The 25,422-nt window shown below is 60.0% G+C and carries 24 protein-coding genes; 10 read left to right on the top strand and 14 right to left on the bottom strand.

The features are described 5' to 3' along the window. Positions 1 to 52: 52 nt before the first annotated feature. The 13 genes from tatC to ADG881_RS07565 form a co-directional block, all read right to left on the bottom strand. Positions 53 to 799, bottom strand: a complete 747-nt coding sequence (tatC, locus tag ADG881_RS07625) for a twin-arginine translocase subunit TatC (RefSeq protein WP_007151253.1) — start codon at positions 797 to 799, stop codon at positions 53 to 55. After that, positions 792 to 1,178 carry a Sec-independent protein translocase protein TatB gene (gene tatB / locus ADG881_RS07620; protein WP_007149103.1) on the bottom strand — a complete coding sequence of 129 codons (387 nt, stop codon included), beginning with the start codon at positions 1,176 to 1,178 and terminating at the stop codon, positions 792 to 794. Before tatB ends, tatC begins: the two co-directional genes overlap by 8 nt. Positions 1,179 to 1,236: 58 nt before the next feature. Next, a complete protein-coding gene (tatA, locus tag ADG881_RS07615; RefSeq protein ID WP_007148690.1) occupies positions 1,237 to 1,482 on the bottom strand; it encodes a Sec-independent protein translocase subunit TatA in 246 nt (81 codons plus the stop codon). 30 nt (positions 1,483 to 1,512) lie between these two features. Beyond that, positions 1,513 to 1,848, bottom strand: coding sequence for a phosphoribosyl-ATP diphosphatase (locus tag ADG881_RS07610; RefSeq protein ID WP_007151285.1), 336 nt, complete (start codon positions 1,846 to 1,848; stop codon positions 1,513 to 1,515). Positions 1,849 to 1,941: 93 nt separating this feature from the next. Continuing rightward, complete coding sequence (locus ADG881_RS07605; RefSeq protein ID WP_007148615.1) at positions 1,942 to 3,546, bottom strand: AarF/UbiB family protein; 1,605 nt, start codon at positions 3,544 to 3,546, stop codon at positions 1,942 to 1,944. Beyond that, positions 3,546 to 4,241: an SCP2 domain-containing protein gene (locus ADG881_RS07600; RefSeq protein WP_007150828.1), complete on the bottom strand. Its 696-nt coding sequence runs from the start codon at positions 4,239 to 4,241 to the stop codon at positions 3,546 to 3,548. The genes ADG881_RS07605 and ADG881_RS07600 overlap by 1 nt, the downstream gene beginning before the upstream one ends. Then, positions 4,238 to 4,990, bottom strand: a complete 753-nt coding sequence (gene ubiE, locus ADG881_RS07595) for a bifunctional demethylmenaquinone methyltransferase/2-methoxy-6-polyprenyl-1,4-benzoquinol methylase UbiE (protein ID WP_007150919.1) — start codon at positions 4,988 to 4,990, stop codon at positions 4,238 to 4,240. The genes ADG881_RS07600 and ubiE overlap by 4 nt, the downstream gene beginning before the upstream one ends. Before the next feature lies 1 nt (position 4,991). Beyond that, complete coding sequence (locus ADG881_RS07590; RefSeq protein WP_007151135.1) at positions 4,992 to 5,687, bottom strand: hypothetical protein; 696 nt, start codon at positions 5,685 to 5,687, stop codon at positions 4,992 to 4,994. A 110-nt stretch (positions 5,688 to 5,797) separates the two neighbouring features. Then, positions 5,798 to 7,141 (bottom strand): ATP-dependent protease ATPase subunit HslU, encoded by a 1,344-nt coding sequence (gene hslU, locus ADG881_RS07585; RefSeq protein WP_007149239.1) that lies wholly within the window; start codon positions 7,139 to 7,141, stop codon positions 5,798 to 5,800. Positions 7,142 to 7,143: 2 nt separating this feature from the next. Next, complete coding sequence (gene hslV, locus ADG881_RS07580; protein ID WP_007150844.1) at positions 7,144 to 7,686, bottom strand: ATP-dependent protease subunit HslV; 543 nt, start codon at positions 7,684 to 7,686, stop codon at positions 7,144 to 7,146. A gap of 142 nt (positions 7,687 to 7,828) precedes the next feature. Continuing rightward, entirely contained in the window at positions 7,829 to 8,464 is a 636-nt protein-coding gene (locus tag ADG881_RS07575; protein ID WP_007148617.1) for an SPOR domain-containing protein, read from the bottom strand. Further along, on the bottom strand, positions 8,464 to 10,218 hold the full coding sequence (argS, locus tag ADG881_RS07570) for an arginine--tRNA ligase (protein WP_007150687.1): 1,755 nt from the start codon (positions 10,216 to 10,218) through the stop codon (positions 8,464 to 8,466). The genes ADG881_RS07575 and argS overlap by 1 nt, the downstream gene beginning before the upstream one ends. Positions 10,219 to 10,346: 128 nt before the next feature. Next, complete coding sequence (locus ADG881_RS07565) at positions 10,347 to 12,521, bottom strand: primosomal protein N' (RefSeq protein WP_007150102.1); 2,175 nt, start codon at positions 12,519 to 12,521, stop codon at positions 10,347 to 10,349. A gap of 137 nt (positions 12,522 to 12,658) precedes the next feature. On the opposite strand from ADG881_RS07565, the gene rpmE reads away from it, so the two are divergent. Both rpmE and ADG881_RS07555 read left to right on the top strand, forming a co-directional pair. Continuing rightward, on the top strand, positions 12,659 to 12,877 hold the full coding sequence (gene rpmE, locus ADG881_RS07560) for a 50S ribosomal protein L31 (RefSeq protein WP_007149307.1): 219 nt from the start codon (positions 12,659 to 12,661) through the stop codon (positions 12,875 to 12,877). 107 nt (positions 12,878 to 12,984) lie between these two features. Next, positions 12,985 to 14,259, top strand: a complete 1,275-nt coding sequence (locus ADG881_RS07555) for a malic enzyme-like NAD(P)-binding protein (RefSeq protein WP_007149844.1) — start codon at positions 12,985 to 12,987, stop codon at positions 14,257 to 14,259. A gap of 111 nt (positions 14,260 to 14,370) precedes the next feature. On the opposite strand, the gene ADG881_RS07550 is transcribed toward ADG881_RS07555, so the two are convergent. Beyond that, complete coding sequence (locus ADG881_RS07550) at positions 14,371 to 16,938, bottom strand: penicillin-binding protein 1A (RefSeq protein WP_007149215.1); 2,568 nt, start codon at positions 16,936 to 16,938, stop codon at positions 14,371 to 14,373. Between the two features lie 199 nt (positions 16,939 to 17,137). Between ADG881_RS07550 and ADG881_RS07545 the strand changes: the two genes are divergently transcribed. The 8 genes from ADG881_RS07545 to ADG881_RS07510 all read left to right on the top strand — a co-directional run bounded on the left by ADG881_RS07545 (position 17,138) and on the right by ADG881_RS07510 (position 25,393). Beyond that, complete coding sequence (locus ADG881_RS07545; protein WP_007148723.1) at positions 17,138 to 18,205, top strand: pilus assembly protein PilM; 1,068 nt, start codon at positions 17,138 to 17,140, stop codon at positions 18,203 to 18,205. Continuing rightward, positions 18,202 to 18,771, top strand: coding sequence for a PilN domain-containing protein (locus tag ADG881_RS07540; RefSeq protein ID WP_007148595.1), 570 nt, complete (start codon positions 18,202 to 18,204; stop codon positions 18,769 to 18,771). Before ADG881_RS07545 ends, ADG881_RS07540 begins: the two co-directional genes overlap by 4 nt. Continuing rightward, positions 18,768 to 19,445 carry a type 4a pilus biogenesis protein PilO gene (locus ADG881_RS07535; RefSeq protein WP_007150479.1) on the top strand — a complete coding sequence of 226 codons (678 nt, stop codon included), beginning with the start codon at positions 18,768 to 18,770 and terminating at the stop codon, positions 19,443 to 19,445. The genes ADG881_RS07540 and ADG881_RS07535 overlap by 4 nt, the downstream gene beginning before the upstream one ends. A 14-nt stretch (positions 19,446 to 19,459) precedes the next feature. Continuing rightward, positions 19,460 to 19,987 carry a pilus assembly protein PilP gene (locus tag ADG881_RS07530; protein ID WP_039926419.1) on the top strand — a complete coding sequence of 176 codons (528 nt, stop codon included), beginning with the start codon at positions 19,460 to 19,462 and terminating at the stop codon, positions 19,985 to 19,987. A 107-nt stretch (positions 19,988 to 20,094) separates the two neighbouring features. Further along, on the top strand, positions 20,095 to 22,176 hold the full coding sequence (gene pilQ / locus ADG881_RS07525) for a type IV pilus secretin PilQ family protein (RefSeq protein ID WP_007149872.1): 2,082 nt from the start codon (positions 20,095 to 20,097) through the stop codon (positions 22,174 to 22,176). Beyond that, positions 22,173 to 22,709, top strand: a complete 537-nt coding sequence (gene aroK, locus ADG881_RS07520; protein ID WP_007150995.1) for a shikimate kinase AroK — start codon at positions 22,173 to 22,175, stop codon at positions 22,707 to 22,709. The genes pilQ and aroK overlap by 4 nt, the downstream gene beginning before the upstream one ends. A gap of 61 nt (positions 22,710 to 22,770) precedes the next feature. After that, positions 22,771 to 23,850 carry a 3-dehydroquinate synthase gene (gene aroB / locus ADG881_RS07515; RefSeq protein ID WP_007151270.1) on the top strand — a complete coding sequence of 360 codons (1,080 nt, stop codon included), beginning with the start codon at positions 22,771 to 22,773 and terminating at the stop codon, positions 23,848 to 23,850. Then, positions 23,840 to 25,393: an SPOR domain-containing protein gene (locus tag ADG881_RS07510; RefSeq protein WP_007149809.1), complete on the top strand. Its 1,554-nt coding sequence runs from the start codon at positions 23,840 to 23,842 to the stop codon at positions 25,391 to 25,393. The genes aroB and ADG881_RS07510 overlap by 11 nt, the downstream gene beginning before the upstream one ends. The last annotated feature ends 29 nt before the right edge of the window (positions 25,394 to 25,422 follow it).

The following is a 25,422-nucleotide window of genomic DNA, read 5'->3' as shown; positions in this document are numbered from 1 at the left end:
ATCCGACATTGGGCTGACGCCCCCCCCCTGTTCAGGGGGCGGCTTCAATCACCTAGGCGGGCGGATTCTCTGCCTGTTTCTTTACCATCCGGGCGGCGAGCAGGCCCATCTCGAACAAAAACCACATGGGGATCGCCAGCAGGGTCTGGCTGATGATGTCCGGTGGTGTCAGCAGCATGCCGATCACGAAACAGCCCACCACCACATAGGCGCGGGCCTTGCTCAGTTTTTCCACCGTGGTGGCTCCGGTGCTCACCAGTAGCACGATGGCAATGGGCAGCTCGAACGCCAGCCCGAAGGCCAGAAACAGCGCCAGCACAAAATCCAGGTAGCTGCTGATGTCCGTGGTCACGGCTACCCCTTCCGGGGCGATGGCGGTGAAGAACTGGAACATCAGCGGGAATACCACGAAATAGGCAAAGGCGGCGCCGCCATAGAACAGCAGGACGCTACTGGCCAGCAGCGGTATCGCCAATTTCTTTTCATGCTTGTACAAACCGGGAGCCACAAAGGCCCAGGCCTGATGGAGAATAAACGGCATGGCGGCGAAGACGCTCAGGTACAGGGTCAGCTTGAATGGCGCCAGGAAGGGCGAGGCCACGCCGGTGGCAATCATGTTGGTGCCGGCAGGCATGGCGTCCATCAGCGGTTTGGCCACCAGGGTGTAGAGCTCGCGGGAAAACGCGAACAGACACAGGAAGACGATAAAAATGACGACCATGGCCTTGAGCAGGCGATTGCGCAGTTCCAGCAGGTGAGCAATCAGCGGCTGGCCGGCGTCGTTGCTGGCATCAGTCATTGCGGGTGGAGTCCTGGGGCTGGTCGTTGGTGCGCTGGGCGGTGTCGGCGTCATCCGCGTTCAGAGCGTCGCTATGGGGCTGTTCGCTGCGCGGTGCCCGTGAGCGGGCAATTTGTTCCGGGCTTAGCAGGCTGTCTTTGGCTTCGCGGATGCTGTCTTCATCCAGCCCCATCTGGCGCATCTGCTTTTCCATGCGCTCCTGCATGTCCTGGGTCACGGCTTCACGTTCCAGCTCGTTCTTCAGGTGGTTGAAGGTAGAGCGGGCACGACCGATCCAGTGGCCGAGGGTGCGGGCGACGGTGGGCAGTCGCTCCGGCCCCAGTACCACCAGGCCGATAATGAAGATCAGGGTGAGTTCGGCAAAGCCGATATCGAACATCGCAACCTCGGTTTAGCAGGATTTGGTCCGGACTGTGTCGCCGAAAAGGCGGCAGGAATCAGGCCTTGTCCTTTTCCTTGTTCTGTTCGGTTTTTTGCTCGGCTTGTTGCTCGTTATCAGGCTGTTCGTCGTCGGCCAGACGTTTCTGGTCCTGCTCGTCTTCGCCATCTTTCATGGCGCTCTTGAAGCCTTTCACCGCGCCGCCCAGATCACCGCCCATGTTGCGCAGTTTCTTGGTGCCGAACAACAGGACCACGATGGCCAGAAGAATCAGTAACTGCCAAATGCTGATGCCGGAAAACATGGCTTTCTCTCCGAAAAATTAAGGGCCGCGTTAGTGTTTACCGCTACGTGCGGCTTTTTCATCATGGCCGGACAGGCCAAAACGTCGTTGTAATTCTGCCAGAACCTTGTCCGGGTGTTCGCCCAGTTTGGCCAACATCACCAGGGAGTGGAACCATAGATCGGCGGTTTCGCTGATCAGTGCCTGGTTGTCGCCACTGACTTCGGCATCCCGGGCCGCAAGAATGGTTTCCACCGCTTCTTCGCCGACTTTTTCCAGGATCTTGTTCAGGCCCTTGGCGTAGAGGCTGGCGACATAGGAGCTGTCCGGGTCCGCGCCCTTGCGCGATTCGAGTACCTGGTGCAGCTCGCTGAGTATCTCTGACATAGTGTATTCCTTATTGCCCGGGCCCGCAGGGAGCCCAGTTTATCAGGGTGCTGAAAGGGGCCATAGGCACTTTTTTCTTTGCCGTGCCCGCTGTCAGCGGCGCCAGCTCCAGCTTCCCAGGAGTACCGCGGCTCCGGCCAGTGCCCAGCTGTAGGGGTTAGCCAGCCACAGGGCGGCGCCAGCGCAACCGAGCCCGGCGAGGCCGGCAAACAGCTTGTGGCGATGGCGGACCAGTTGTTGTTCGAAACGGGCTTCCAGGCGGTCCTGCTGGTAGGGCAGGTCGCGCAGGCTTTCCAGCCCGTCGCGGAGCAGGTCGGGCATGTCCGGAAGCTGGGCGGTCCATTCCGGCAGGCGATTCTGCAGTTTCTTCAGGGTGGCGCTGGGCCCGTATTCGGCCAGCATCCAGGCTTCCAGCAAGGGGCGCCCAGTGTTCCAGATATCCAGCTGCGGGTAAATGCTGCGCCCCAGCCCTTCGATGTGAACCAGGGTTTTCATCAGCAGGATGTACTGCACCGGCATTTCGATATGGTAGGTGCGCGCCATATCAAACAGCTTCATCACCAGAGGGGCGAACTCCAGCTGATCCAGTTGCGCGGAGCGAACCGGTTCAACAATGTCGATCACTGCCCGCTCAAACCGGGGGCGATCGATGGGGGCGGTGTTCCAGCCGGCACGGATCACCGCATCCACCAGGGCGCTGTAGTCTTCGCGCATGACCGCCAGCACCATGCGCCCGAGGATGTTCAGGTCGTCTTTGGACAGGCGCCCGGCGATGGCGGCGTCCACGGCCATGTACTGGGGCGACTCCGGGTGTTCAGGATTAACGAAAATATTGCCCGGGTGCATGTCCGCATGGAAGAAGTTGAAGCGGAAGACCTGGGCGAAGAAAATTTCCACGCCACGCTCGGCCAGCACTTTCGGGTCGATGCCAGCAGCCTTGATGCGCTCGATATCGTTCACCGGAATACCATGGATGCGATCCATGATGATCACGGTGGGGCTGGACAGCTCAAGATGAATGGCAGGAATGTGCAGCAGTGGACTGAACAGAAAATGCCGGCGCATGGTTTCGCTGTTGCGCGCTTCGGCGGCCAGATCCAGTTCGCCGAGGATGATGTCCCGGTAGTCCTGTACCACCCGGGCCGGGCGGAAATAACGGGCATCACGCCACAGGCGTTCCAGCCAGCGGGCACCGAAAGCCATCACCTTCAGGTCGCGTTCCACCACCGGGCGAATGGTGGGGCGCAGCACCTTGGCCACGACCTGTTGGCCATTGTGCAGGGTGCCTGCATGGACCTGTGCCACGGAGGCGGCGGCCATGGGGGTGCTGTCGAAGTCGCGGAACACCTCGTCAAAGGGCTGCGGCAGGCTGGCTTCCACTAGTGCTTTTGCCTGCTCGCCATCGAAAGGAGCGACCTGATCCTGCAGGCGGGCGAGGGCGGTGGTCCACTCCGGGGGCAGCATGTCCTGTCGGGTGGCCAGTAGCTGGCCGAATTTGATGAAGATCGGGCCCAGCCGTTCCAGTGCTTTCTGCAGGCGTTCGCCTTCGCTCAGCTGGCCGGTGCCGAGCCAGCTGGCGGGCATCAGGTACTGCAGAATCAGCAAAAGGCCACGCGCCGGGTGGCTGGGCAGCAGGGATATCAGCCGGTAGCGGCAGATCACATGGATCACCACCAGTATGCGGGTAATCGGTGGCATCAGTGTGGTGCGCTCCCGGAATCCTGTGGCGATGAGGGCGAAGAGGATGATGCGGACGGCGCGCGGGTTTTAAGCCGCTGAATGCGGGCATCCAGACGATCCACGTCCATGCGCAGTTCATCCACGTCCTGACCGAATTCATAAACGTCACGGCGGCTGGGAATCAGCCCGGATTCGTTGCCCACATAATCGCCCAGTTGTTCGGTGAGGCGGGTGGCGGCTTGCTTCGCCCAGCCGAACAGGCGGCGCGCGCTGTAATCCAGTTGCTGGGCCAGCTCGGAACCGGTGACAGGCTCCAGAATGGCGCCCCAGTCGATCTGCAGGTCGTTGGCGATCTGCTGTAACTCTTGCAGAAAATCGCGGTTGCCGGTGATGTCCACGGGGCCACCGATCACCCCGGGGCGGGTTTTCCAGTTCAGCAGCAGGGAGGCCAGGTCCATGGGGCTGCCTGTCACTGCCACGTCCGGGGTGGCGTCGCTGCGGTGGTAGAGCTCCACACCGTCTTCCACTATCAGCCCGTAGATGGCCATGGGCGGCAATGTCACCTCAATGGCGATGAGTCGCCCGGCATGTACGGCCAGACGATCGGCGCTGGCCGGATCGGAACGCAGGGCGGTGTTGATGGCTCGCTCCACGGTGGCCAGGGCGGTGGTGGACAGCAGGCCGGGAGAGCGTGACTGGTCTTTCAGGCTCAAAACTTGAATCCTCTGTGCAGGGCCACGATGCCGCCGATCATGTTGAAGTACTCGGTACGGGCAAAGCCGGCGTTGTCCATCATGCCTTGCAGGGTGTCCTGATCCGGGTGCATGCGAATGGATTCCGCCAGATACTGGTAGCTGTCGGCGTCGTTGACGATGAGCTTGCCCAGTTTGGGCCAGACGGCAAAGGAATAGGTGTCGTAGGCCTTGGCCAGATGCTTGTTGGTGGGCGTGGAGAACTCCAGCACCAGCAGGCGGCCACCGGGTTTCAGCACTCGCAGCATGGAGCGCAGGGCCGCGTCCTTGTCGGTGATATTGCGCAGGCCGAAGGCAATGGTGATGCAGTGGAAACTGTTGTCTTCAAAGGGCAGGCACTCGCCGTTCACCTGGGTGACCTGGGTGTTGTGGCTGCAGCCGGCATCGAACAGGCGGTCGCGCCCCACGTCGAGCATGGCGTCGTTGATGTCGGCCAGAACCACCTGGCCGGTTTCGCCCACCAGCCGGGAGAACTTGATGGCCAGGTCGCCGGTGCCGCCTGCCAGGTCGAGCACCTTGTGGCCCGGTCGAATGCCGGCCAGCTCGATGGTCATGCGCTTGAGAATGCGATGGCTGCCCATGGAAATTAGGTCATTCATCACATCGTATTTGCCCGCCACGGAGCGGAATACGCCGGCCACTTTTTGCTGTTTTTCCTGCCACGGCACCTGTTGGTAACCGAAGTGTGTGACCTTGCTGTCGTCGGACATATCAATTCTCGAAAGGCGATGGGTGACAGGCGAAAACCTTTTCCATGATGGCGTCTTCCCGGGCGGCCAGCTGCTCCAGCAGCAAACCAACGCTGGGGACGGGTTTCATCACCCGGAAACTGCGATCCATGAAATCATACAGGTTCGCAAAGCCCGCCGCATGGGCCGGTTTGCGAACCATTCTGAAGGTGGCGTGGAGCATCCGCGAGCGGATATAGCGATCCAGTCGATGCCCCAGTTCGGCCACCAGCTGAAGCTGCCGTTGGCGGTCGTCGTGATGGCTCGGCTGGCGAAATCCCGCTAGATAGGTGGCTTCATCGATGGGCTGATCGAGCTGATCGCCGAGGATGTCAGTGACCGCTTCGTCCAGTTCCTGGGTAAGGATGGCCGCTTCCAGTGCGGCGGCAGAGGTGGCCATGACCTTGTCGGGCAGCAGTTTCATGGCTTTGGGCAGAGCACGGCGGATTTCCCGCGCCACCGGCAGCAGCTCGCGGCCACCGTAGACTTCGTCCAACAGGAAGCGGATGCCCTCGGCGGTGACCGGGTCATTGAGAAGGTGGGCATGGGTGTGCCTGAGGCGCTTGCCTTGCCAGTCCTGCAGCCGACGCAGCCGCGCCACAAAGATCGCATCGTCGCCGTGCTGGCGCAGCGCAAAAAAGCGTTCGAGATAGTGTTGCAGTTGTTCGCCGGCGGTCATGGTGTTCCCTCCGGCGGGGATAATAGCAAAGTGAGGGGCAGGCAGGCACCACGCATCACGCTGGCACGCAAAAGCGTGGTGCGTGCAGCGTGAGGCAGGCCCGCGATTATTTACAAAATATACCGGCTCAGGTCTTCGTCGTCGGCCAGTTCGCCCAGGTAGCGATCCACGGCTTCGGCGTCCAGTACCAATGGCTTGTCGTGGTACTGGGTGGCCAGGGAGTCGGCGTCGAAGCTGATTTCTTCCAGCAGTTTTTCCAGCACCGTGTGCAGACGGCGGGCGCCGATGTTTTCGGTGCGCTCGTTGACCTGCCAGGCCACTTCCGCAATGCGGCGGATGCAGTCGTCGGTGATCTCCAGGTTCAGGCCTTCGGTTTCCAGCAGCGCCTTGTATTGCTCGGTGAGCGAGCATTTGGGCTCGGTGAGAATGCGCTGGAAATCGTCCGGGCTCAGCGGGCTGAGCTCCACGCGAATCGGCAGGCGGCCCTGCAGTTCGGGGATCAGGTCGCTGGGGCGAGACAGGTGGAAGGCGCCGGAGGCGATAAACAGGATGTGATCGGTTTTCACCATGCCGTACTTGGTGGAGACGGTAGAGCCTTCGATCAGCGGCAGCAGATCGCGTTGCACGCCTTCGCGGGACACATCGGTGCCGCCGCCTTCGCCGCGCTTGGCGACCTTGTCGATTTCATCGATGAAGACGATGCCGTTGTTCTCCACCACGTCGATGGCCTGCACTTTCAGCTCGTCTTCATTGACGAAACGGGCGGCTTCTTCGTCGCGGATCAGGCGATAGGCTTCGCGTACCTTGAGTTTCTGGCTCTTGCGTTGCTGGTTGCCGCCCATCTTGGAGAACATCTGCTGCAACTGGCTGGTCATCTCTTCCATGCCGGGGGGCGCCATGATGTCGACGCCGGGGGGCTGGCTGGCCACGTCCACGTCGATTTCCTTGTCGTCCAGCTCCCCTTCGCGCAGTTTCTTGCGAAAGATCTGGCGGGTTTTGCTATCGGTGTTGTCGTTGGTGCTGCCGTCTTCTGCCCGTGCGGCGGGAAGCAGGGCGTCGAGGATGCGCTCTTCGGCGGCATCATCAGCCTGGCTGCCCACACGGGCGATTTCCTTGTCGCGCAGCAGTTTGATGGCCATTTCCATCAGGTCGCGGATGATGGATTCCACATCGCGGCCCACATAGCCCACTTCGGTGAATTTGGTGGCTTCCACCTTGATAAAGGGGGCGTCGGCCAGTTTGGCCAGGCGGCGGGCGATTTCGGTTTTGCCCACCCCGGTGGGGCCAATCATCAGAATGTTCTTGGGAGCCACTTCCGCGCGCATTTCGGCGGGCAGCAGCATGCGGCGCCAGCGAGTACGCAGCGCCAGAGCAACGGCTTTCTTGGCCGCGTCCTGACCGACGATGTGGCGATTGAGTTCGGAAACAATGTCTTTGGGTGTCAGGGAAGCCATGATTAACCGTCCAGCTCTTCGAAGGTGTGGTTGTGATTGGTGTAAATACAGATGTCGCCGGCAATGGTGAGCGCCTTGGCGACGATATCGCGGGCCGGCAGGTCGGTATTATCCAGCAGGGCGGTGGCGGCGGATTGAGCAAAGGGGCCGCCGGAGCCGATGGCGATCAGGCCATCTTTTTCCGGCTCGATCACGTCACCGTTGCCGGTGATGATCAGCGAGCTTTCCTTGTCGGCTACCGCCAGCAGGGCTTCAAGGCGGCGCAGGGCACGGTCGGTGCGCCAGTCCTTGGCCAGCTCCACGGCGGCACGCACCAAATGGCCCTGGTGCTTTTCCAGCTGGGCTTCGAAACGTTCAAACAGGGTAAAGGCGTCGGCGGTGCCGCCGGCAAAGCCGGCAATCACTTTGCCGTGAAAAAGCCGACGAACCTTGCGGGCGTTGCCCTTCATGACAGTGTTGCCCAGGCTGACCTGGCCATCGCCACCGATGACCACGTTGTTACCTCGACGAACAGAAACAATGGTTGTACCGCGATACTGCTCCACGGGAATTCTCCTTTTTACGCGTAGAAAAGGAAGTGTGGGCGCAGGTGGGAGATTTCAAGGATCAAGACTGCATACATGCTGCACGCGACCACGCGACATGCAAAGAAGGCGTGCCGGCGTGGGGCGTGAAGCGTGCGGGCGTCTACTTTTTCATCTTGATCGGCAGGGTCTCGATGCCGTTGCCGGCCAGTTGGTCCTGGGCGCGGTGCATGGCGTTGAGGTTGTTGTAGGGGCCGATCATGACCCGGTGCCAGCTGTCGCCGCTGTCCAGATTGACTGACTGAATGCTGGCCTCGAAGCCTTTCAGAATCAGCTCGGCCCGGCGGCGGTCTGCATCTTCGTTGCGGCGGAAGCTGCCGGCCTGCAGCAGGTATTTCTCGTTGTTGCGGGTGCTGGTTTCCGGCTTGCGGTTACTGGCCGGTTTGGTGGTGTCCGGTTTGCGGGTGGTGCCTGTGCCGCTGTCGGTTTCGTTCTGCGGCACAATCACTTCCATCTTGGGCAGCACCGCGTAGAAGTCGAACTGGGGTGAATCCTCCCCGGGTTCGTTCTTGGGTTCTGTTTTGGGCTCGGGCTTTGCTTGAGCCGGTTTGTCGTTGCTGCTGGCCACCGGTGTGCTGCCGCCCTGCTGCATCTGGGTTTTGCCCAGGTGGAACAGGAAGGCCACAAACAGGCCAACCATCAAGCCGGTAAACAGCCATACCCAGCCTGGCACCTGGCGCTGGGTTTTCTTCTTGCGGGCGGGGCCGCGGCTGGCGCCGCGCCGGGTGTTCTTCGCCATTACATGCGCTCCAGTGGGCTCAGGCCCAGCAGTTCCATGCCGTGTTTGAGGGTGCGTGCGGTGAGGGCGGCCAGCTTCAGGCGGCTGTTACGGATGCCTTCGTCTTCACTGCTGAGGATCGGGCAGTGCTCGTAGAAGCTGGAAAACAGCCCGGCCACATCGTACAGGTAGGTGCTGAGCAAGTGCGGCTGGCCCTTGTCTGCCACGTTCTGGAGGACTTCAGCAAATTGCACCAGCCGTGCGGCGAGGGCCTGTTCCGCGTCTTCGTTGAGCAGGAAATCACCGCTCACGCTGGCCATGTCGCGTTCGGCCTTGCGGAATACGCTGGCCACCCGGGTGTAGGCGTACAACAGGTAAGGCGCGGTGTTGCCTTCAAAGCTGAGCATCTGTTCGAAGTTGAAGATGTAGTCGCTGCTGCGGTTCTTCGACAGGTCGGCGTATTTCACTGCGCCGATGCCCACCGAGCGGGCGATGGTGCGTAGTTCGTCCTCATCCAGCTGCGGGTTCTTTTCCTGCACCAGCGCAAAGGCCCGTTGCTCCGCTTCGTCCAACAGATCCACCAGTTTGACGGTGCCGCCGTCGCGGGTCTTGAACGGGCGCCCATCCGGGCCGTTCATGGTGCCAAAGCCCATGTGCGCCAGCTCGGTCTGTTCGGGGACAAAGGCGGCCAGCTTTGCCAGGGTAAACATTTGCTGAAAATGCAGCGCCTGGCGCTGATCGACAAAGTACAGCATGCGATCGGCCTGCAGGGTGCCGGCGCGGTAGCGCAGGGCCGCCAGGTCGCTGGTGGCGTAGAGATAACCGCCGTCGGCTTTGCGCACAATAACGGGCAGAGGTTCGCCTTCCTTGTTCTTGAAGGCGTCCATGAAGACGCATTGGGCGCCCTGGCTTTCACTGAGCAGGCCTTTGCTGTCCAGGTCAGCGACGACCTGGGCCAAATCATCGTTGTAGGCGCTTTCGCCGCGTACGTCTGAAGGGGTCAGGCTGACGCCGAGGCGGTCGTAAATGGCCTGGCAGTGGCTTAGAGACACCTGATTGAATTCTGCCCACAGGCTCAGGCAGTAATCGTCACCGGACTGCAGTTTTACCACCAGGGCGCGGGCGCGGTCGGCGAAGGTGTCGGATTCGTCGAAGCGTTGTTTGGCGGCCCGGTAAAAGGTTTCCAGATTGGCCAGTTCGCGACTCAATTCGCGTTCGCCTTCCTCGGCTTTTTGCTCTTCCAGATAGGCCAGCAGCATGCCGAACTGGGTGCCCCAGTCGCCCACGTGGTTTTGGCGAATCACGGTGTGACCGAGAAACTCCAGGGTGCGCACCACGGCGTCGCCGATGATGGTGGAGCGCAGGTGGCCCACGTGCATTTCTTTGGCCAGGTTGGGCGAGGAGTAGTCCACCACCACAGTCTGGGGCTGCTCTGGCCGGTCAATGCCGAGAAAGTCGTCGGCCAGGGCGGAGTCCAGCAAGCCGGTGAGCCAGTCGTCCGCCTGGAAGAAATTGATAAACCCGGGGCCGGCAATGTCCACCTTGGCCACGGCGCTGTCGCTGGGCAGGGCGGCGATCAGCTTTTCTGCCAGATCGCGGGGCTTCATGCCGGCGGGTTTGGCCAGCATCAGCGCGATGTTGGTGGCAAAGTCGCCGTGGCTCTTGTCCTTGGTGCGGTCGATTTGCACCGGACGCTTGGCGTCAGCGGGCAGGGTGCCGTCGTCGATCAGGGTGTCCAGGGCGCTTTCAATAAGGGGTATCAGGCGTTCTTTCATGACATTCTTTTGTGGAGGGCTCTGGGCCGTTTGACTGGCCGGCGATTGTACGGGAAAAGGCGAAGATACGCAGCAGGCTTCACGCAACACGCATCATGCGGGGCTCCGGCGTGCTGCGTGCGGCGTCGTCACAGCATGTCGATGGGATCCACATCCAGGTGCCAGCGGCACTGGCGGCCCTCGGGGAGTTTGCGGCCCTGCTCCAGGATCAGGTTCAGCGCCTGGTGTAGTGGCGCGCGCTGGGCGCATTGCAGCAGCAGCTGGGTGCGGAAGCGCCCGGCGCGTTTTTCCATGGGGGCAGGGATTGGGCCGAGAATGTGGACGTCGGGCGGCACGGCAATGGTGCTGAGTTGCTGCAGAAAGTTCATGGCGGTGCCCATGGCCATGGCTTCGCAGCGGAACAGGGCCAGGTGACCGTGGGGGGGCAGGCCGGCCATTTGCCGCTCTTCCAACAGGGTGGTGGCCAGTTGCGGATAGTCGCCACTGGCGGCCAGCTGCAGCAGGTGGTGGTCCGGGTGGCGGCTTTGCAGGATGACCCGGCCCTGGCCTTCGCGGCCGCTGCGGCCGGCCACTTGTAGTAATAATTGCGCGGCTTGCTCCGGGCCGCGGAAGTCGGCACTGAGAAAGCCCGCGTCCATATCCAGAATCACTACCAGCGTCAGCTTGGGAAAGTGGTGCCCCTTGGCCAGCATCTGGGTGCCGACCATGACGGCGGGTTCGCCTTTCTGGATCTGCGCCAGATGTGCATCCAGGGCGCCTTTGCGGCGGGTGGCATCCCGGTCGATGCGAATCACCGGCACCGGCAGGGATTGTTCCAGCAGTTCGGTAAGCTTTTCGGTGCCGCTGCCGGCTTCCTGGATGGCGCTGGAGCCGCAGTCCGGGCAGCGGCTGGGGACGCGCTGTTGGTAGCCGCAGTGATGACAGCGCAGGGCGCGGTCGCTGCGATGCCAGGTAAGAAAGCTGTCGCAGCGTTTGCATTCCGCCTGCCAGCCGCAGTCGTGGCAGAGAATCATCGGCGCGTAGCCGCGCCGGTTGATGAACACCAGTCCCTGATTACCGGCCTCCACACATTGTTTCAGTGCCTGCAGCGACAGGGGCAGTAGCGGGTTGCCCGGGGCGGCCAGTCGGGCATCGACGATCTCAATGGGCGGGCGGCTCTGGTCTGTGGCGCGCTGGGATAGCTTGAGCCACTGGAAGCGGCCTTCCCGGGCCAGGTGCAGGGTTTCCAGGGCCGGGGTGGCGCTGCCGAGGATGACCGGGATGTCCAGCTGCTGGGCGCGCCAGGTGGCCAGGTCCCGGGCGTGGTAGCGAAAGCCGTCCTGCTGTTTCAGAGAGCTGTCGTGGGCCTCATCCACAATAATCAGGGCGGGATTGAGCATGGGGGTAAAGATGGCGGAGCGGGTGCCGATGATGATGCGCGCCTGGCCTTCCCGGGCCGCCAGCCAGTTATCCAGCCGTTCCCGGTCGGTGAGCCCGGAGTGCAGGGTGACCACCGGGACGGCGAAGCGCTGCTTGAAGCGTTGTACTGTCTGTGGGGTCAGGCCGATTTCTGGCACCAGCACCATGACTTGCTTGCCGGCGGCCAGCAGTGGCGCCATGGCTTGCAGATAGACTTCCGTTTTGCCACTGCCGGTGATGCCGTCGAGCAGGAAAGGGGTGAAGCCGTCGGCATCCTGAATCGCCTGAATGGCGGCGCGTTGCTCGGCGTTGGCTGCCAGTGGTGCCTGCGCCAGGGTTTCTCGTGCGACCTCCGGGCGGGTGTCCACTTGAATTTGCTCGGCCCAGCCCTTGTCGCGCAGGCTGCTCAGGGCGGACGGGCTTACCTCCAGTGCCGCCAGCATGGCGCTGCTCAGCCCCTGAGGGTGCTCACGCAAAATGCGCAGGGCGTCCCGCTGGCGCGGCGCGCGGCTGACCTGGTCATCGTTGACGTGTTGCCCGCGGTCGGTGATCTGCCAGCGTTTTTCCAGGCTGGCCTGGGCGTCATTGCCCTGGCGCAACAGGGTGGGCAGGGCGTAATTGAGCACTTCGCCCAGCGGATGGTGGTAATAGCGGGCCGCCCGCTCGCAGAGCTGGTAGAGCTCGTCGGGCATTACCGGCTCGTTGTCGAGTACCGCCTGCACGGCCTTGAGTTTCGGGTAGTCGCTGGGGGCATGGCCGTGCACGAGGCCGATCAGGGTGCGTCGCCCGAAGGGGACTTTGACCCGGCTGCCCCGGGGCGGCACCACGGTGCCGTGCAGTGCATAGTCAAAACACCCGGGCAGGGGCACGGGCAGGGCAATTTGCAGGGTGTTTTTCGGTGACACGGAATTTCCTGGAGCCAGCGGCGGCTTTGCGCTTGCGGAATGGGGACAAGCTGTTATGATTCGCCTTCTTTTTCCCAGGCGCAAGCCGTGTGGTGCCTGTCGTAGAGGCCGGTAGCGACACAAAATGGAGCTTAGCAATGAAAGCAGAGATTCATCCCGATTACCAGACAGCGACCTATTCCTGTAGCTGTGGCAACGTTATCGAGTCCCGTTCCACCAAAGGTGGAGCCATGGATTTGGACGTTTGTTCCGCCTGCCATCCTTTCTATACTGGCAAGCAGAAGCAGGCCGACAGCGGTGGTCAGATCGACAAGTTCAAGCAGCGCTTTGGCATGATGCGCAGCAAGAAGGACTGATACGGCGTCTTCACAGCGCCTATTGTAAAAAGCACCCTGCCGGGTGCTTTTTACGTTAAGTACTTGCGTACACACTGTATATCCCAACTAGGGAAGCGGAGACCAGCATGTCCGAGGATTTAAAAGCGGCGGCCCTGGAATACCACGCCAAACCGCGGCCGGGGAAAATCAGCGTCGAGGTGACCAAGCCGGCGGCGACCAGTCGAGACCTGAGCCTGGCGTATAGCCCGGGTGTGGCGGAACCGGTGCGGGAAATCGCCCGGGAGCCGGAGCTGGCCTACCGTTTTACCTCCAAGGGCAATCTGGTGGCAGTGATCAGCGATGGCACCGCGATTCTTGGCCTGGGTAACCTGGGTGCGCTGGCGTCCAAGCCGGTGATGGAGGGCAAGGGGATTCTGTTCAAGCTGTTTGCCGGTATCGATGTGTTCGATATCGAGGTGGATGCGGAAGATTCCCAGGCCTTTATCGATACGGTGATGCGTATCCATCGCACCTTTGGGGGTATCAATCTGGAAGATATCCGCGCGCCGGAATGTTTCGAGATCGAGCGGATCCTCAAAGAGCAGTGTGATGTGCCGGTGTTCCATGATGACCAGCATGGTACCGCCATTGTGGTATGTGCCGGTCTGATCAACGCGCTGGAAATCCAGAGCAAGCGTATCGAAGACATCAAGGTTGTTTGTGTGGGTGCTGGCGCGGCCGGTGTGGCGTCCGTTCGCCTGCTGATCGAAATGGGCGCGCGCAAGGAAAATATCCTGGTGCTGGACCGCAAAGGCGTGATTCACAGCCGTCGCGATGACCTGAACCAGTACAAGGCGGCGCTGGCCAACGATACTGACAAGCGCACCTTGGATGATGCGGTTGAAGACGCAGATGTGTTCATCGGTGTTTCCGGCCCGGACATGCTTACCCCGGAAATGGTCAAGAAAATGGCGCCCAAGCCGATCATTTTCGCGCTGGCCAACCCGGACCCGGAAATTCGCCCGGAAGTGGCCAAGGCAGCGCGTTCGGATGCGATTGTGGCCACCGGTCGTTCGGATTTCCCCAATCAGGTGAATAATGTGCTGTGTTTCCCGTACATGTTCCGCGGGGCCCTGGATGTGCGTTCTACCTCCATCACCGAGGAAATGAAGATCGCCGCAGTGCATGCCATCGCCGAGCTGGTGCGCACCGCGCCCCCGCAGGAGGTGCTGGATGCCTACGGTGGTGAGCCGCTGACCTTTGGTGCGGACTACATTATTCCCAAGCCGAACGATCCGCGCTTGCTGGGCAAGGTGTCTGCGGCTGTGGCCCGGGCGGCGGTGGATTGCGGTGTGGCCCGTAAGGGTTACCCGTCACACTACCCGTTGAACTCGCTGGACGAGATCTTCCCGGAGTTGTAGCAAGAAACGCGAGCCATAAAAAAACCGCCTCTCGGCGGTTTTTTTATGGCTGCAAGCAACATGCAACACGCTTCACGCCTTTCCGTGTTGCATGTTGCGTGATGCGTCTCTTTAAAATATCTGCTCCGGTGCGCTGTGCCCGCCTGGCCCTCTTGCCGGTTCCATGTCGGGGACCTGGCTGCGGATAAAGTACTCGCGAATGGAGTCCGGGTTCTCCGGCCGGGCCTGCAGGCCGCTGTCCGGGTCGATACGCACGGTGGCGATGCCGGAGGGTTGTTCCAGCTGGCGGTTGGGAACGCCTTCCAGTGCCGGACCCATGTAATCCATCCAGATGGGCAGGGCGGCTTTGCCGCCATACTCACCCCAGCCCAGTGAAGCGGGATTGTCGAAGCCGACCCAGACGGTGGCGACCAGGTCTGGCGAGTAGCCGGAAAACCAGGCGTCTACCTGATCGTTGGTGGTCCCGGTCTTGCCGGCCAGGTCCCGGCGGCCCAGGCCGTTAGCCTGGTGGCCGGTGCCGCGGCGCACCACGTCTTGCAGTATGGAGTTCATCAGCCAGGCAATGCGGGCGTCGATTGCGCGCGGGGCCATGACCGGCGGTGGTTGGTGAGGCTGGGGGGGGCTTTCATCGCTATCGGCTGTGTCGACAGGGTCGACTTCGGCCATGTCGGTTTGAGAGTCGTTATCGGTCTGCGGTGGCCGGCAGGGGCTTTCGCAGAAAATCACCTCCGGAGCTTTCCAGAGCACGTCCCCGTTGTCCTTTTCGATCTGCACGATGCTCCAGGGGGCTACCCGGTAGCCGCCGTTGGCAAAGATGCTGTAGGCCGAGGCGATGTCCATGGGGGTCACGCTGGCGCTCCCCAGTGCCAGGGACAGGTCGCGCTGGAATTTGTCCGCCGGCAGGCCGAAGCGCTTCAGGGTGCCCATGGCCTGGCTGATGCCGATCTGGCGCAGGATGCGGATGGAGACCAGGTTCAGCGAGCGGTACAGGGCTTCGCGCATGCGGGTGGGGCCATAAAACTTGCCGCTGGCTCCGGTGGGGCGCCAGGCGGTTTCCAGTTTGTCGTCATCAAAGACCACCGGAGCGTCGTTGATGATGGAGGCCGGAGTGAAACCGTTTTCCATGGCGGAGGTGTAGATGAACGGCTTGAACACGGAGCCGGCCTGGCGCTCGCTCTGTACGGCCCGGTTGAAGTTGGAGGTAGAGAAGCTGTAGCCCCCTTGCAGGGCCACGATGGCGCCGTTGGACGGGTCCAGTGAAATCAGTGCGGACTGGGCCTTGGGCAGTTGGGCCAGGCGCCAGTGGCGCTCGTCGCCACTGCCGGCGGGGCGGACGTAGATGACGTCCCCTTTGCTGAGGACATCGCCGGCCCGGGTGGGCTCCTTGCCTACATATTTGTTGTTGAGTTGGGGGCGGGCCCAGCGAATATCATTCCAGGCAAGCGGGCTGCGCTTGCCGTCCCGGAACAGGATTTCCGCGTCCTTGTCGCCCACGGCGGTAACGATGGCCGGCTGCAGGGGGCCGATGCGGCGCTGGTCCTTGATGCGTTCTGCCCAGGCGGCGACATCCGGGTCAAGACCGGTGATGGTCTTTTCCAGTTCAGCCTCTTCGGCAACGACGGGTTTGTCGGTGCTGTCTTCCGGGGGCTTTTCGCTGTCCGCGTCGGAGGGCGAGGGCAGGGCCGGGGCGTCGCTGATGTCCAGCTGTGCCAGCGGGCCGCGGTAGCCGTGGCGCTCGTCATAACTGTGCAGGCCGTTGCGCAGGGCGTTGACCGCAGCCTGCTGGCGCTTGCTGTCTACCGTGGTGATGATGCGGATGCCGTCGGTGTAGATGTTGGCGTCCACCAATTCCATGGCCTGCAGGCGGGCCATTTCGCCCAGATAGGCGGCGTCCACTTCCGGCGAGGCGGCATGAAAGCGGGCGCTGACCGGGGCGGCCTGGGCCAGCTCGCGCTGCTCGGCGGTGAGGGCGCCGGTCTCTTCCATGCGGTGCAGAATCCAGTTGCGTCGCACCTGGGCACGCTGGGGGTTGGTGATCGGGTTATAGGCGGAAGGGGCTTTCGGTAGCCCGGCAATCATGGCCCATTGGGGCAGGCTGAGTTCGCCCACGGACTTGCCGTAATACACCTGGGAGGCGGCTTCGGCGCCGTAGGCCCGGTGCCCCAGGTAGATCTTGTTTAGGTAAAGCTCAAGGATTTCTTCCTTGCTGAGGACCCGCTCAATCTGGATGGCGAGTACGATTTCGTTGAATTTGCGCAGAAAGCGCTGTTCCCGGTCCAGAAAGAAGTTTCGGGCCACCTGCATGGTGATGGTGGAGCCCCCGGAGCGGATCTCCCGATAACGGGCCAATTCCACAAAGGCGCGCAGCAGGCCTTTCAGGTCCACGCCGTTGTGGCGGAAGAAGCGCTCGTCTTCCGCGGCCAGTACCGCCTGGATCAATGGTTGCGGCAGTTCGTCGTAAGTCACTGGCTGGCGGCGTTTTTCCCCGTATTCTGCGATCAGCTTCATATCGCGACTATAGATGCGCAGGGGGATCTGGTATTCCACCTCGCGAATCTGGCTTGCCGGGGGCAGCTGGGGAGCCAGATAGAGGTAGCAGGCGGCGAGGGCTGTCAGGCCGCCACCGGCGCCGGCAATAAGGAGTAACAGCAGGTATCGGATCCAGGAGGGTAAACGCATGTTTTCGGCAACTACTGGCTGGGATCGGTAGAAAGGCCTAGCCGGCCCGTGAAGTGGGTCATTATATGGCGGAATGCTTGTTGTGATCTAATATCTGTTCTGCTATTACTAACTCCTAAAGTGATTCGACATAAAAAACGTGTAAGTGTATCTTTAGCAAGAAAAAACACTTCAATAATAACCAGACGGGACGACGACAGTGCTGCCTTTCCTCAGAAAAAAGGCCCAGACACTACTGGGGATCGACATCAGCTCCACGGCGGTCAAGCTGCTGGAACTGTCCAAATCAGGGGGCCGCTACAAGGTCGAGAGCTATGGGGTTGAGCCCCTGCCGGCCAATGCGGTTGTCGAGAAAAACATCAGCGACGTGGAGGGTGTGGGCGATGCCATTGCCCGCCTGGTCAGCCGTGCGCGCCCCGGGGTGAAAACCGCGGCGGTAGCGGTGTCCGGTTCCGCGGTGATCACCAAGCTTATCGAAATGGATGCGGATCTGGACGAGGATGCATTGGAAATGCAGCTCAAGTCCGAGGCCGATCAATATATTCCTTACCCTATGGATGAAGTCCGCATGGACTTTCAGGTCGTGGGGCCGGTGGAAAATAACGATGAGCGGGTGGAAGTGCTGGTTGCGGCTTCGCGTACAGAAAACGTGGAGATGCGCACCGATGCACTGGAAATTGGTGGCCTGCAACCGAAAGCCGTGGATGTGGAAGCGTACGCCATGGAGCGGGCTTTCCAGTTGATCCAGGCCGGTTTGCCGAACTCGGATGAGCTGGAAACCGTGGCGGTCTTTGATATCGGCGCCACCATGACCACGCTGAACGTGTTCCATCAAGGGCGCAGTGTGTATACCCGCGAGCAGCTCTTCGGCGGCAAGCAGCTTACCGAGGAAATCCAGCGTCGCTACGGTATCTCCATGGAAGAGGCGGGCCTTGCCAAGAAAACCGGCGAACTGCCCGATGATTACGAAAGCGAAGTGCTTCAGCCTTTCAAGGACGCCATTGTCCAGCAGGTGAACCGCTCCCTGCAGTTTTTCTATGGCTCCACCCAGTTCAATGAAGTGGATTACATCCTGCTGGCAGGGGGCTCTGCCTCGATCGCCGATCTGGGCGATTTGATTCAGGAAAAAGTGGGGGCGGGCTGTTCTGTGGCCAATCCGTTCAGTGACATGGCGCTGGCAAACAAGGTGAGTGCCTCTGCCATTGCCAATGATGCCCCGGCATTGATGATTGCCTGCGGCCTGGCCTTGAGGAGCTTTGACCAATGACAACAACAATTAACCTGTTGCCCTGGCGCGAAGAGCGCCGCAAACAGCGCCAGCAGGAATTCGTCATGATGTTGGTTCTCGCGGCGATTGTGGGGGGGGGCATTTTCTGGATGTGGAAAGGGTATGTGGATCAGCAAATTACCGATCAGCGCGCCCGCAATAGCCATATCCAGACTCGTTCGGCTGAGCTGGATGAAAAGATCAAAGAGATTAAGGACCTGAAATCTCGCCGTGATGAGTTGGTGGCGCGAATGGAGGTTATTCAGAACCTGCAGGGCAACCGGCCGACCATCGTGTATGTGTTTGATGAATTGGTGAAGACGCTGCCGGATGGTGTTTTCTACAACGAAATCAAGCGGGTTGGCGACCTCTATACCATTGATGGCGTGGCCGAAAGCAACAATCGGATTTCCCGTCTGATGCGCAACCTGGGTGACTCATCCTGGTTCCAGAGTGCGAATCTGCAAAATGTGACGGCGCTTGAAGATGGCTCTCAGGCCAACAGCTTCACATTAACCGTCAAGCAGGCCTCTCTGAACAGCAATAAAGAGGGAGAAAAACAATGAAAGCCTCTGAGCTGAAAAATCTGGATCTGGGCGAGTTGATGGATGAACTCAACAGCCTGGATTTTGAGAATGTGGGGGGCTGGCCTACGCCAATAAAAATTGGGGCGGCCATTCTTGTGCTGGTTGTTGTTGTCGTTCTTGGTTATTTCCTGTCGATCAGTGATGCCAATCAGACGCTTGAGCAGCAAAGAAGAGAAGAAGCGACCTTGCTGCAAGGGTATGAAAAGAAAGCGTTTGAGGCCCACAATCTTGATCAGTTTCGTAAGCAGTTGGCAGAAATGGAGCAGACCTTTGGGGCCTTGCTCAAGCAGCTGCCCAAGGATACCGAGGTGCCCGGCTTGCTTGAGGATATTACCCATACGGGTCTGGGGAGTGGGTTGGAGTTTGAAAACATCGAGCTGAGGAATGAAATTGAAAAGGAGTTCTACGCAGAACTTCCAATCAATATTCAGGTGATCGGTGACTACCATGGTTTTGGTTCATTCGTGTCCGGTGTGGCGTCGCTGCCTCGTATTGTGACGCTGCATGATTTTACGGTGACGCGGCCATCGGATAGTAATCAAGAGTTGGCTGCCCTGGGGCTGCTGAGAATGGACATTACGGCCAAGACTTACCGTTATTCCAGTAAGGATGGCGCTGCGGGTGGCGCGAATTCTTCTGGCAAGAATAAATAAGGGGGCGTGAGATAATGAAAAAAATAGTCTTTCTTTCTGTTGCTTGCGTCGCCTTGTTCGGGCTTGCCGGGTGCGGTTCCAGTGCGAATCTGTCAGAACTGGATGCACGTCTCCAGGAAATCAAGGCAAGGCCTCGGGGACGGATTGAGCCGCCACCTGAATTCAAGCCTATTGCTTCTTATTCGTATGCGGCCCACAAGCTTCGCTCTCCATTTAGTCCGCCGCAGGATCAGGAGCTGCTGGTCGTGCCGGATGGTCGAAAGGTAGAGCCGGATATGGGGCGCCCGAAAGAATACCTGGAGCGGTTCTCGCTGGATACGCTGAGAATGGTTGGGACCATTAGCAAGCCTGGTGAGCCGCTCCAGGCGCTTGTTGCTGACCCTTCGGGCGCGGTAACTCGGGTCAAGCCGGGTAGCCATATGGGGAAGAATTTTGGCTTGGTCAAGCAGGTTAATGAAGCCAAGGTGAGTTTGATTGAAATCGTACCGGATGGTCGAGATGGCTGGGTGGAACGCGCCAGTAACGTCTCGATTTCCGAATAATAGTCGCTGGGGACCCAGTTATGAAATGTGCAAAATTGACAATAAAAAAGAGCGCTTCCCGGCGTCTGGCGGGGCTGTTTTCTGTAGGGGTGCTGTCGGTTCTCTCTATGGTCGCAGGCGCAGATACGCTGAAGTCGATCGAAGCAAACTCCCTGTCCGGTGACGGCATGGAAGTGCGCCTGAAGTTTGAAGGGGGGGTGCCGGAAGTAAAGGGATACAGTATTGAGCAGCCTGCTCGAATTGCTCTGGACCTTGTTGGCGCCGATACGGATATCGCTGGCAAGCGGCAAAATCTCGGTTCGGGTAATGCCCGCAGCGTGACTATCGTTGAAGCAAAAGACCGAACACGACTGATTTTTAATCTGGAATCGTTGACCGGGTACTCTACCCGTGCCGAAGGGGATGATCTGGTCGTTCTCCTGGGTAACGATCAGGTGGATAAGCAGAATCAGGCGACCCAAGGAGATGATTACACTGGCGAAGCAGCTGTAACCGGTGTTGATTTTCGGCGTGGTGATAGCGGCGAAGGTCGTGTGATTATCAAGCTGTCAGAGCCTTCTATTCCCGTTGATGTGAAAGAAGAGGGCGGCAAGATTGTGGCCCGATTTGTGGGCGCAGGTGTGCCCAATGAGCTGGTGCGGAAACTGGATGTGACCGATTTTGCGACGCCGGTCAAGATGGTGGAGACCCAGTCAGCCGAGGGTAGCACCATGGTGGTTATTGAGCCGACCGGGGTGTGGGAGTATCTGGCCTACCAGGCGGATAACGAGTTCAGCATTAATGTTAAGCCGGTCAGCAAGGCAGAAGCGGCGAGAAAGAAAAAAGACGCTTTTGAGTACACCGGCGAAAAGTTGTCCCTGAATTTCCAGGATATTGAAGTGCGTTCGGTGCTTCAGCTGATCGCCGATTTTACCGGCTTGAACCTGGTGGCATCTGATACGGTTGATGGCCGTATCACTCTGCGTTTGCAGAATGTGCCCTGGGATCAGGCACTGGAATTGATTCTGAAAACCAAGGGGCTGGATAAGCGCCAGGTGGGTAACGTTCTGTTGGTTGCGCCTGCGGATGAAATTGCGGCCCGTGAGCAGCTGGAGCTGGAAAGCCAGAAGAAAATTGAAGCATTGGCGCCCCTGCGCACCCAGTACATCAATATCAATTATGCCAACGCCTCGGAGCTGAAAGGGTTGATTGCCAATGCTGGCGGTAAAGGTGAGGCGCTGGTTTCCAGTCGTGGCTCTGTGGTTGTCGATCAGCGGACCAATACGCTGATTGTTCAGGATACCCAGGCAAAGCTGGAGGAAATTCGTGAGTTGATTGATCAGCTGGATGTTCCTGTTCAGCAGGTGCTTATCGAAGCCCGCGTTGTTGTAGCAACCAACGACGTAACGGATGAGTTTGGCGTCCGCTGGGGCGGGCTGGGCTTCAATGCGGAGTCCATGCTGCAGGATCAGCGTACCTACGGTGTCTCGGGTCGCCTGCAGTCCTTGCGTAATCTGCATCAGACCAATATTGATGGGGCAGCCTTTGCGGCCAGTCCCGCTATTGACCCCGATGACGTGGATTTCGGTCCTGATGATTATTTATTTGAAGATATCGAGAACGATGACGATTTGATTGTCGATCTGGGGGTGGATTCTGCCAATGCCTCGCGATTTGCAGTCGGCTTCACCTCTCTTGCCTCCGGCCTGATCGAACTTGAACTTTCCGCGCTGGAAGCGGAAGGCCATGGTGAGCTGGTGGCTACTCCGAAGGTGCTGACGGCAGATCAGCAGCCTGCGGTGATCGCATCCGGTCAGCAGGTGCCTTTTGAGGTGGCCACGTCCTCGGGCGCTACGTCCATCGACTTTGTGGAAGCGGAGCTGCGCCTTGAGGTAACACCGCATATCACGCCAGATGGCAATATCATCATGACGCTGAAAGTGAACAATGACTCCTTTAGTTCAGACGGTTCCGCGGCGATCAACACCAACCGGGTGGAAACCTCCGTGCTGGTCAATGATGGCGAGACGGTGGTGCTTGGTGGTATCTTCCAGCAGGAGAAGATCAATTCCGTGACCAAGACGCCTTTCCTGGGTGACTTGCCGTGGATTGGTAACCTGTTCAGGAAGACCGTGAATCGTGATAACAAGCAGGAGCTGCTGATCTTTATTACGCCACGGTTGATGAAGGATGCTTTGGCTAATCGGTGATCAAGACTAATTCTATTGTTCCTTTGATTCTTGTCGGGCCCATGGGTGCAGGTAAAAGCACCCTGGGCCGGCATCTTGCCCAGCTGCTGGATCGCCCGTTTTTCGACTCAGATCGTGTGATTGAGGAGAAGACCGGGGCGGACATTCCCTGGATCTTCGATATGGAAGGTGAAGCGGGATTCCGGCGACGAGAGCAGGATGTTATCGACGAATTGACCCGGGAGTCCGGCATCGTGCTGGCGACCGGGGGCGGGGTTGTGGTGACCCCGGAAAATCGCACCTTTCTCCATGAGCGCGGTTGTGTGGTCTACCTGTGGACGCCGGTAGACATTCAGCTGGCGCGCACCCGCAATGACAAAGGCCGTCCGCTGCTGCAAACGGCAGACCCCAGGGCGCGGCTTGAGACCCTGTTCGCTGAGCGCGACCCGCTCTACCGGCAGGTGGCTCACCATGTCGTCTCGACCGCATCCGGCAACCTGAAAAAGGTCGCCGATGACGTGCTCGCTTGTTTGGACTCTCACCCACAAGGATAATGCAGGCAATTGTCGGGCTGCTGTCGGCCTGTTTTGCTGAATTGTTTTTGTGGGAGCTGTAATGCGCACACTTCAGGTGGCCCTGGCCGAGCGGAGTTACCCTATTCATATCGGGGCCGGCTTGCTGTCGTCTTTCCCTCTGGCCGAGCAGGTGCGCGGCAATCAGGTGATGATCATCACCAATGAAACGATCGCCCCGCTGTATCTGGCGTCGCTGGAAGCGCAATTCTCCGCGACCCAGTGCGATACATTGATTCTCCCCGACGGTGAGAAATACAAAACCCTGGAAACCCTGGAAACGATTTTTGATGCCCTGATGGCCAAGCGTCATTCGCGCACGACCACGTTGATCGCGCTGGGTGGCGGTGTGGTCGGCGACATGGTGGGCTTTGCGGCGGCCTGTTATCAGCGTGGTGTGGATTTTATTCAGGTGCCGACCACGTTGCTGGCACAGGTGGACTCGTCCGTGGGGGGCAAGACGGCGGTAAATCACCCCCGTGGCAAGAACATGATTGGCGCCTTTCATCAGCCGAGACTTGTGCTGATCGATACCGACGTTCTCAGTACTCTGCCGGAGCGGGAGCTGGCTGCCGGTTACGCGGAAGTCGTCAAATATGGCCTGATCCGTGATCCGGATTTCTACCAGTGGCTGGAAACCAATAACAGCAAGCTGTTGTCCAGAGAAGAGTCGGCAATCTCCGAGGCCATCTTCCGTAGCTGCGAGAACAAGGCGCAGGTGGTGGCGGATGATGAAACCGAACAGGGCAATCGTGCCTTGTTGAATCTGGGGCATACCTTCGGGCACGCGATCGAGACGGCGACTGGTTACAGTCAGTGGCTGCATGGCGAAGCGGTAGCCGTGGGTATGCTGATGGCGATCCGGATGTCGGCCGAGCTGGGTTGGGTGCCGGATACGCTGGAGCCGGACGTGGTGGCGCTATTGTCTGCCTGGGGGTTGCCGGTGGCAGTCCCGGCAGAGATGACGCCGGAACAGTTTGTCGATCTGATGGCCATGGACAAGAAGGTTCATAACGGCCAGTTGCGCCTTGTGCTGTTGCGCGCGCTGGGTAAGGCTGTGGTAACAGCCGACTATGATGAAGCGGCATTGCAAAAAACGCTGGAGGCTTTTTGTGGAGCATGATGACGAACGTTTCTATAGCGGGGCCTCGCGAGGGGATTTCCTGGATGCCATGACCGCCCATGCCGGGCTGGGCTCGGTAGTGGCTATAGAGGGCGATACGGGCAGCGGTGTGTCTACTCTGCTCGGGCAGGCAGTGATGGCGCTGCTGGCCGACATGGAAGTGGTTCGCATCGATGGCAGTGAGCCCCATGATGCCAATGTGGTGGTTGATGCGTTGTTGCGTCATTTTGATATCGACCGCGCCGAGCTGCCCCAGGTGCTCCGTGACACCTTGAGCAACGGTCGCCTGGTGGTGGTGGTGGATAACAGCGAAGACGTGCGGGCGGATGCGCTGACCACCATGGCTGCCCTCAAGCAGAAGCTGGGCGCGCGGTTGTGCTACCTGTTCGGGGGGCTGCCGGGCACCGTTGAGGCGCTCAAGTCCGTGGACTTTACCGTGGATGACGTGCTGGATCTGCCGACACTGAATGCCGATGACGTGCAGGACTTTGCCTGGTTTGTTGTCGGTGAGGAGCTGGATGAGGATGAATCAGAGCGGCTGGCGCACCGTAGTGAGGGGTTGCCGGGTGCCCTGCTGGGGCTGTTGCAGGGTACCCGGGACTCCGCTGCAGCGGTGCCGGTGGGGGCTGCCACGCACAGCCAGGGCAGCGCCGCTGAAGCGGGCGAGACCGATGACGAAATGAGTGATATGCCGGGTTTTTCCGCGCGCTCCAGCGATGATGAAGATGACGATGATCAAGTTGATGCCGAAGCGCCTGTGTCGCCGGCTGATACGGCGCCAGCGTCCCGTACCACTGCGCCCTGGCGTCACGGGGCGGCTGTTGTGGGTCTGTTGTTGGTGGTAATCCTCTTGTGGTCAGTGCTTTCTGGCGGTGATGATGAGGATGCGGCGCAGGATTCCCGCGAGTTGGCTTTGCCCGTGCCGGAGTCGGTGCCGTCGAAACAGCAAGAGGTTGCGCCCCAGGAGCCCGGGGTTACACCGCTGAAGCCGACCATGGAGCCGGTGGCGCGTCTCGAGGATATCGGGGCGGAGCCGGAAGACGAAGAAAGCAAGGTTGAGGCTGCGCCGAACAGCAATGTACAGCTGGCGCCAGTGACCGACCCGGTGATGCAGTCGTCACCGGCCCAGGCGCAACAGGAGATTGCGGTAGCGCCGGCCCCCGACAAGCCGGCCGACTCTGCGCCGTCAGAGCCAGAGTCGGAGGAGGGCAAGGCAGCTTCGCCATCCGCGCAGGAAAAGCCGACGACCGAAACCTCGGGGTATAATCAGGCGGCCTGGCTCGCGGCGCTGGATGACAGTCGCTGGTTTCTGCAGATTACCGCCACCAGCCAGGAAGCCAATGCCCGTGCGGTGCTGGACCAGCTGGATCGTAAAGGCGCCTATTATCCGGCCAAACGGAATGGAAAAACCGTGTTTCTGGTGCTCGCCGGGGACTATTCCAGTCGTCAGGCAGCGCTTGATGCAAAGTCGACGTTGCCGGCAAAGTTACGCTCAGCGGGGCCTTTTCCTCGCAAGATGGGCGATGTTCGCGGCGAACTTTAAGCATGAAAAAGCGCCTTGGGTGACTGTTC

It is taken from the genome of Alcanivorax sp. DG881 (assembly GCF_000155615.1).
GTDB lineage: Bacteria > Pseudomonadota > Gammaproteobacteria > Pseudomonadales > Alcanivoracaceae > Alcanivorax.
Note: the sequence above shows the minus strand (reverse complement) of the source record. Positions and strands in the feature narration are given on the sequence as shown.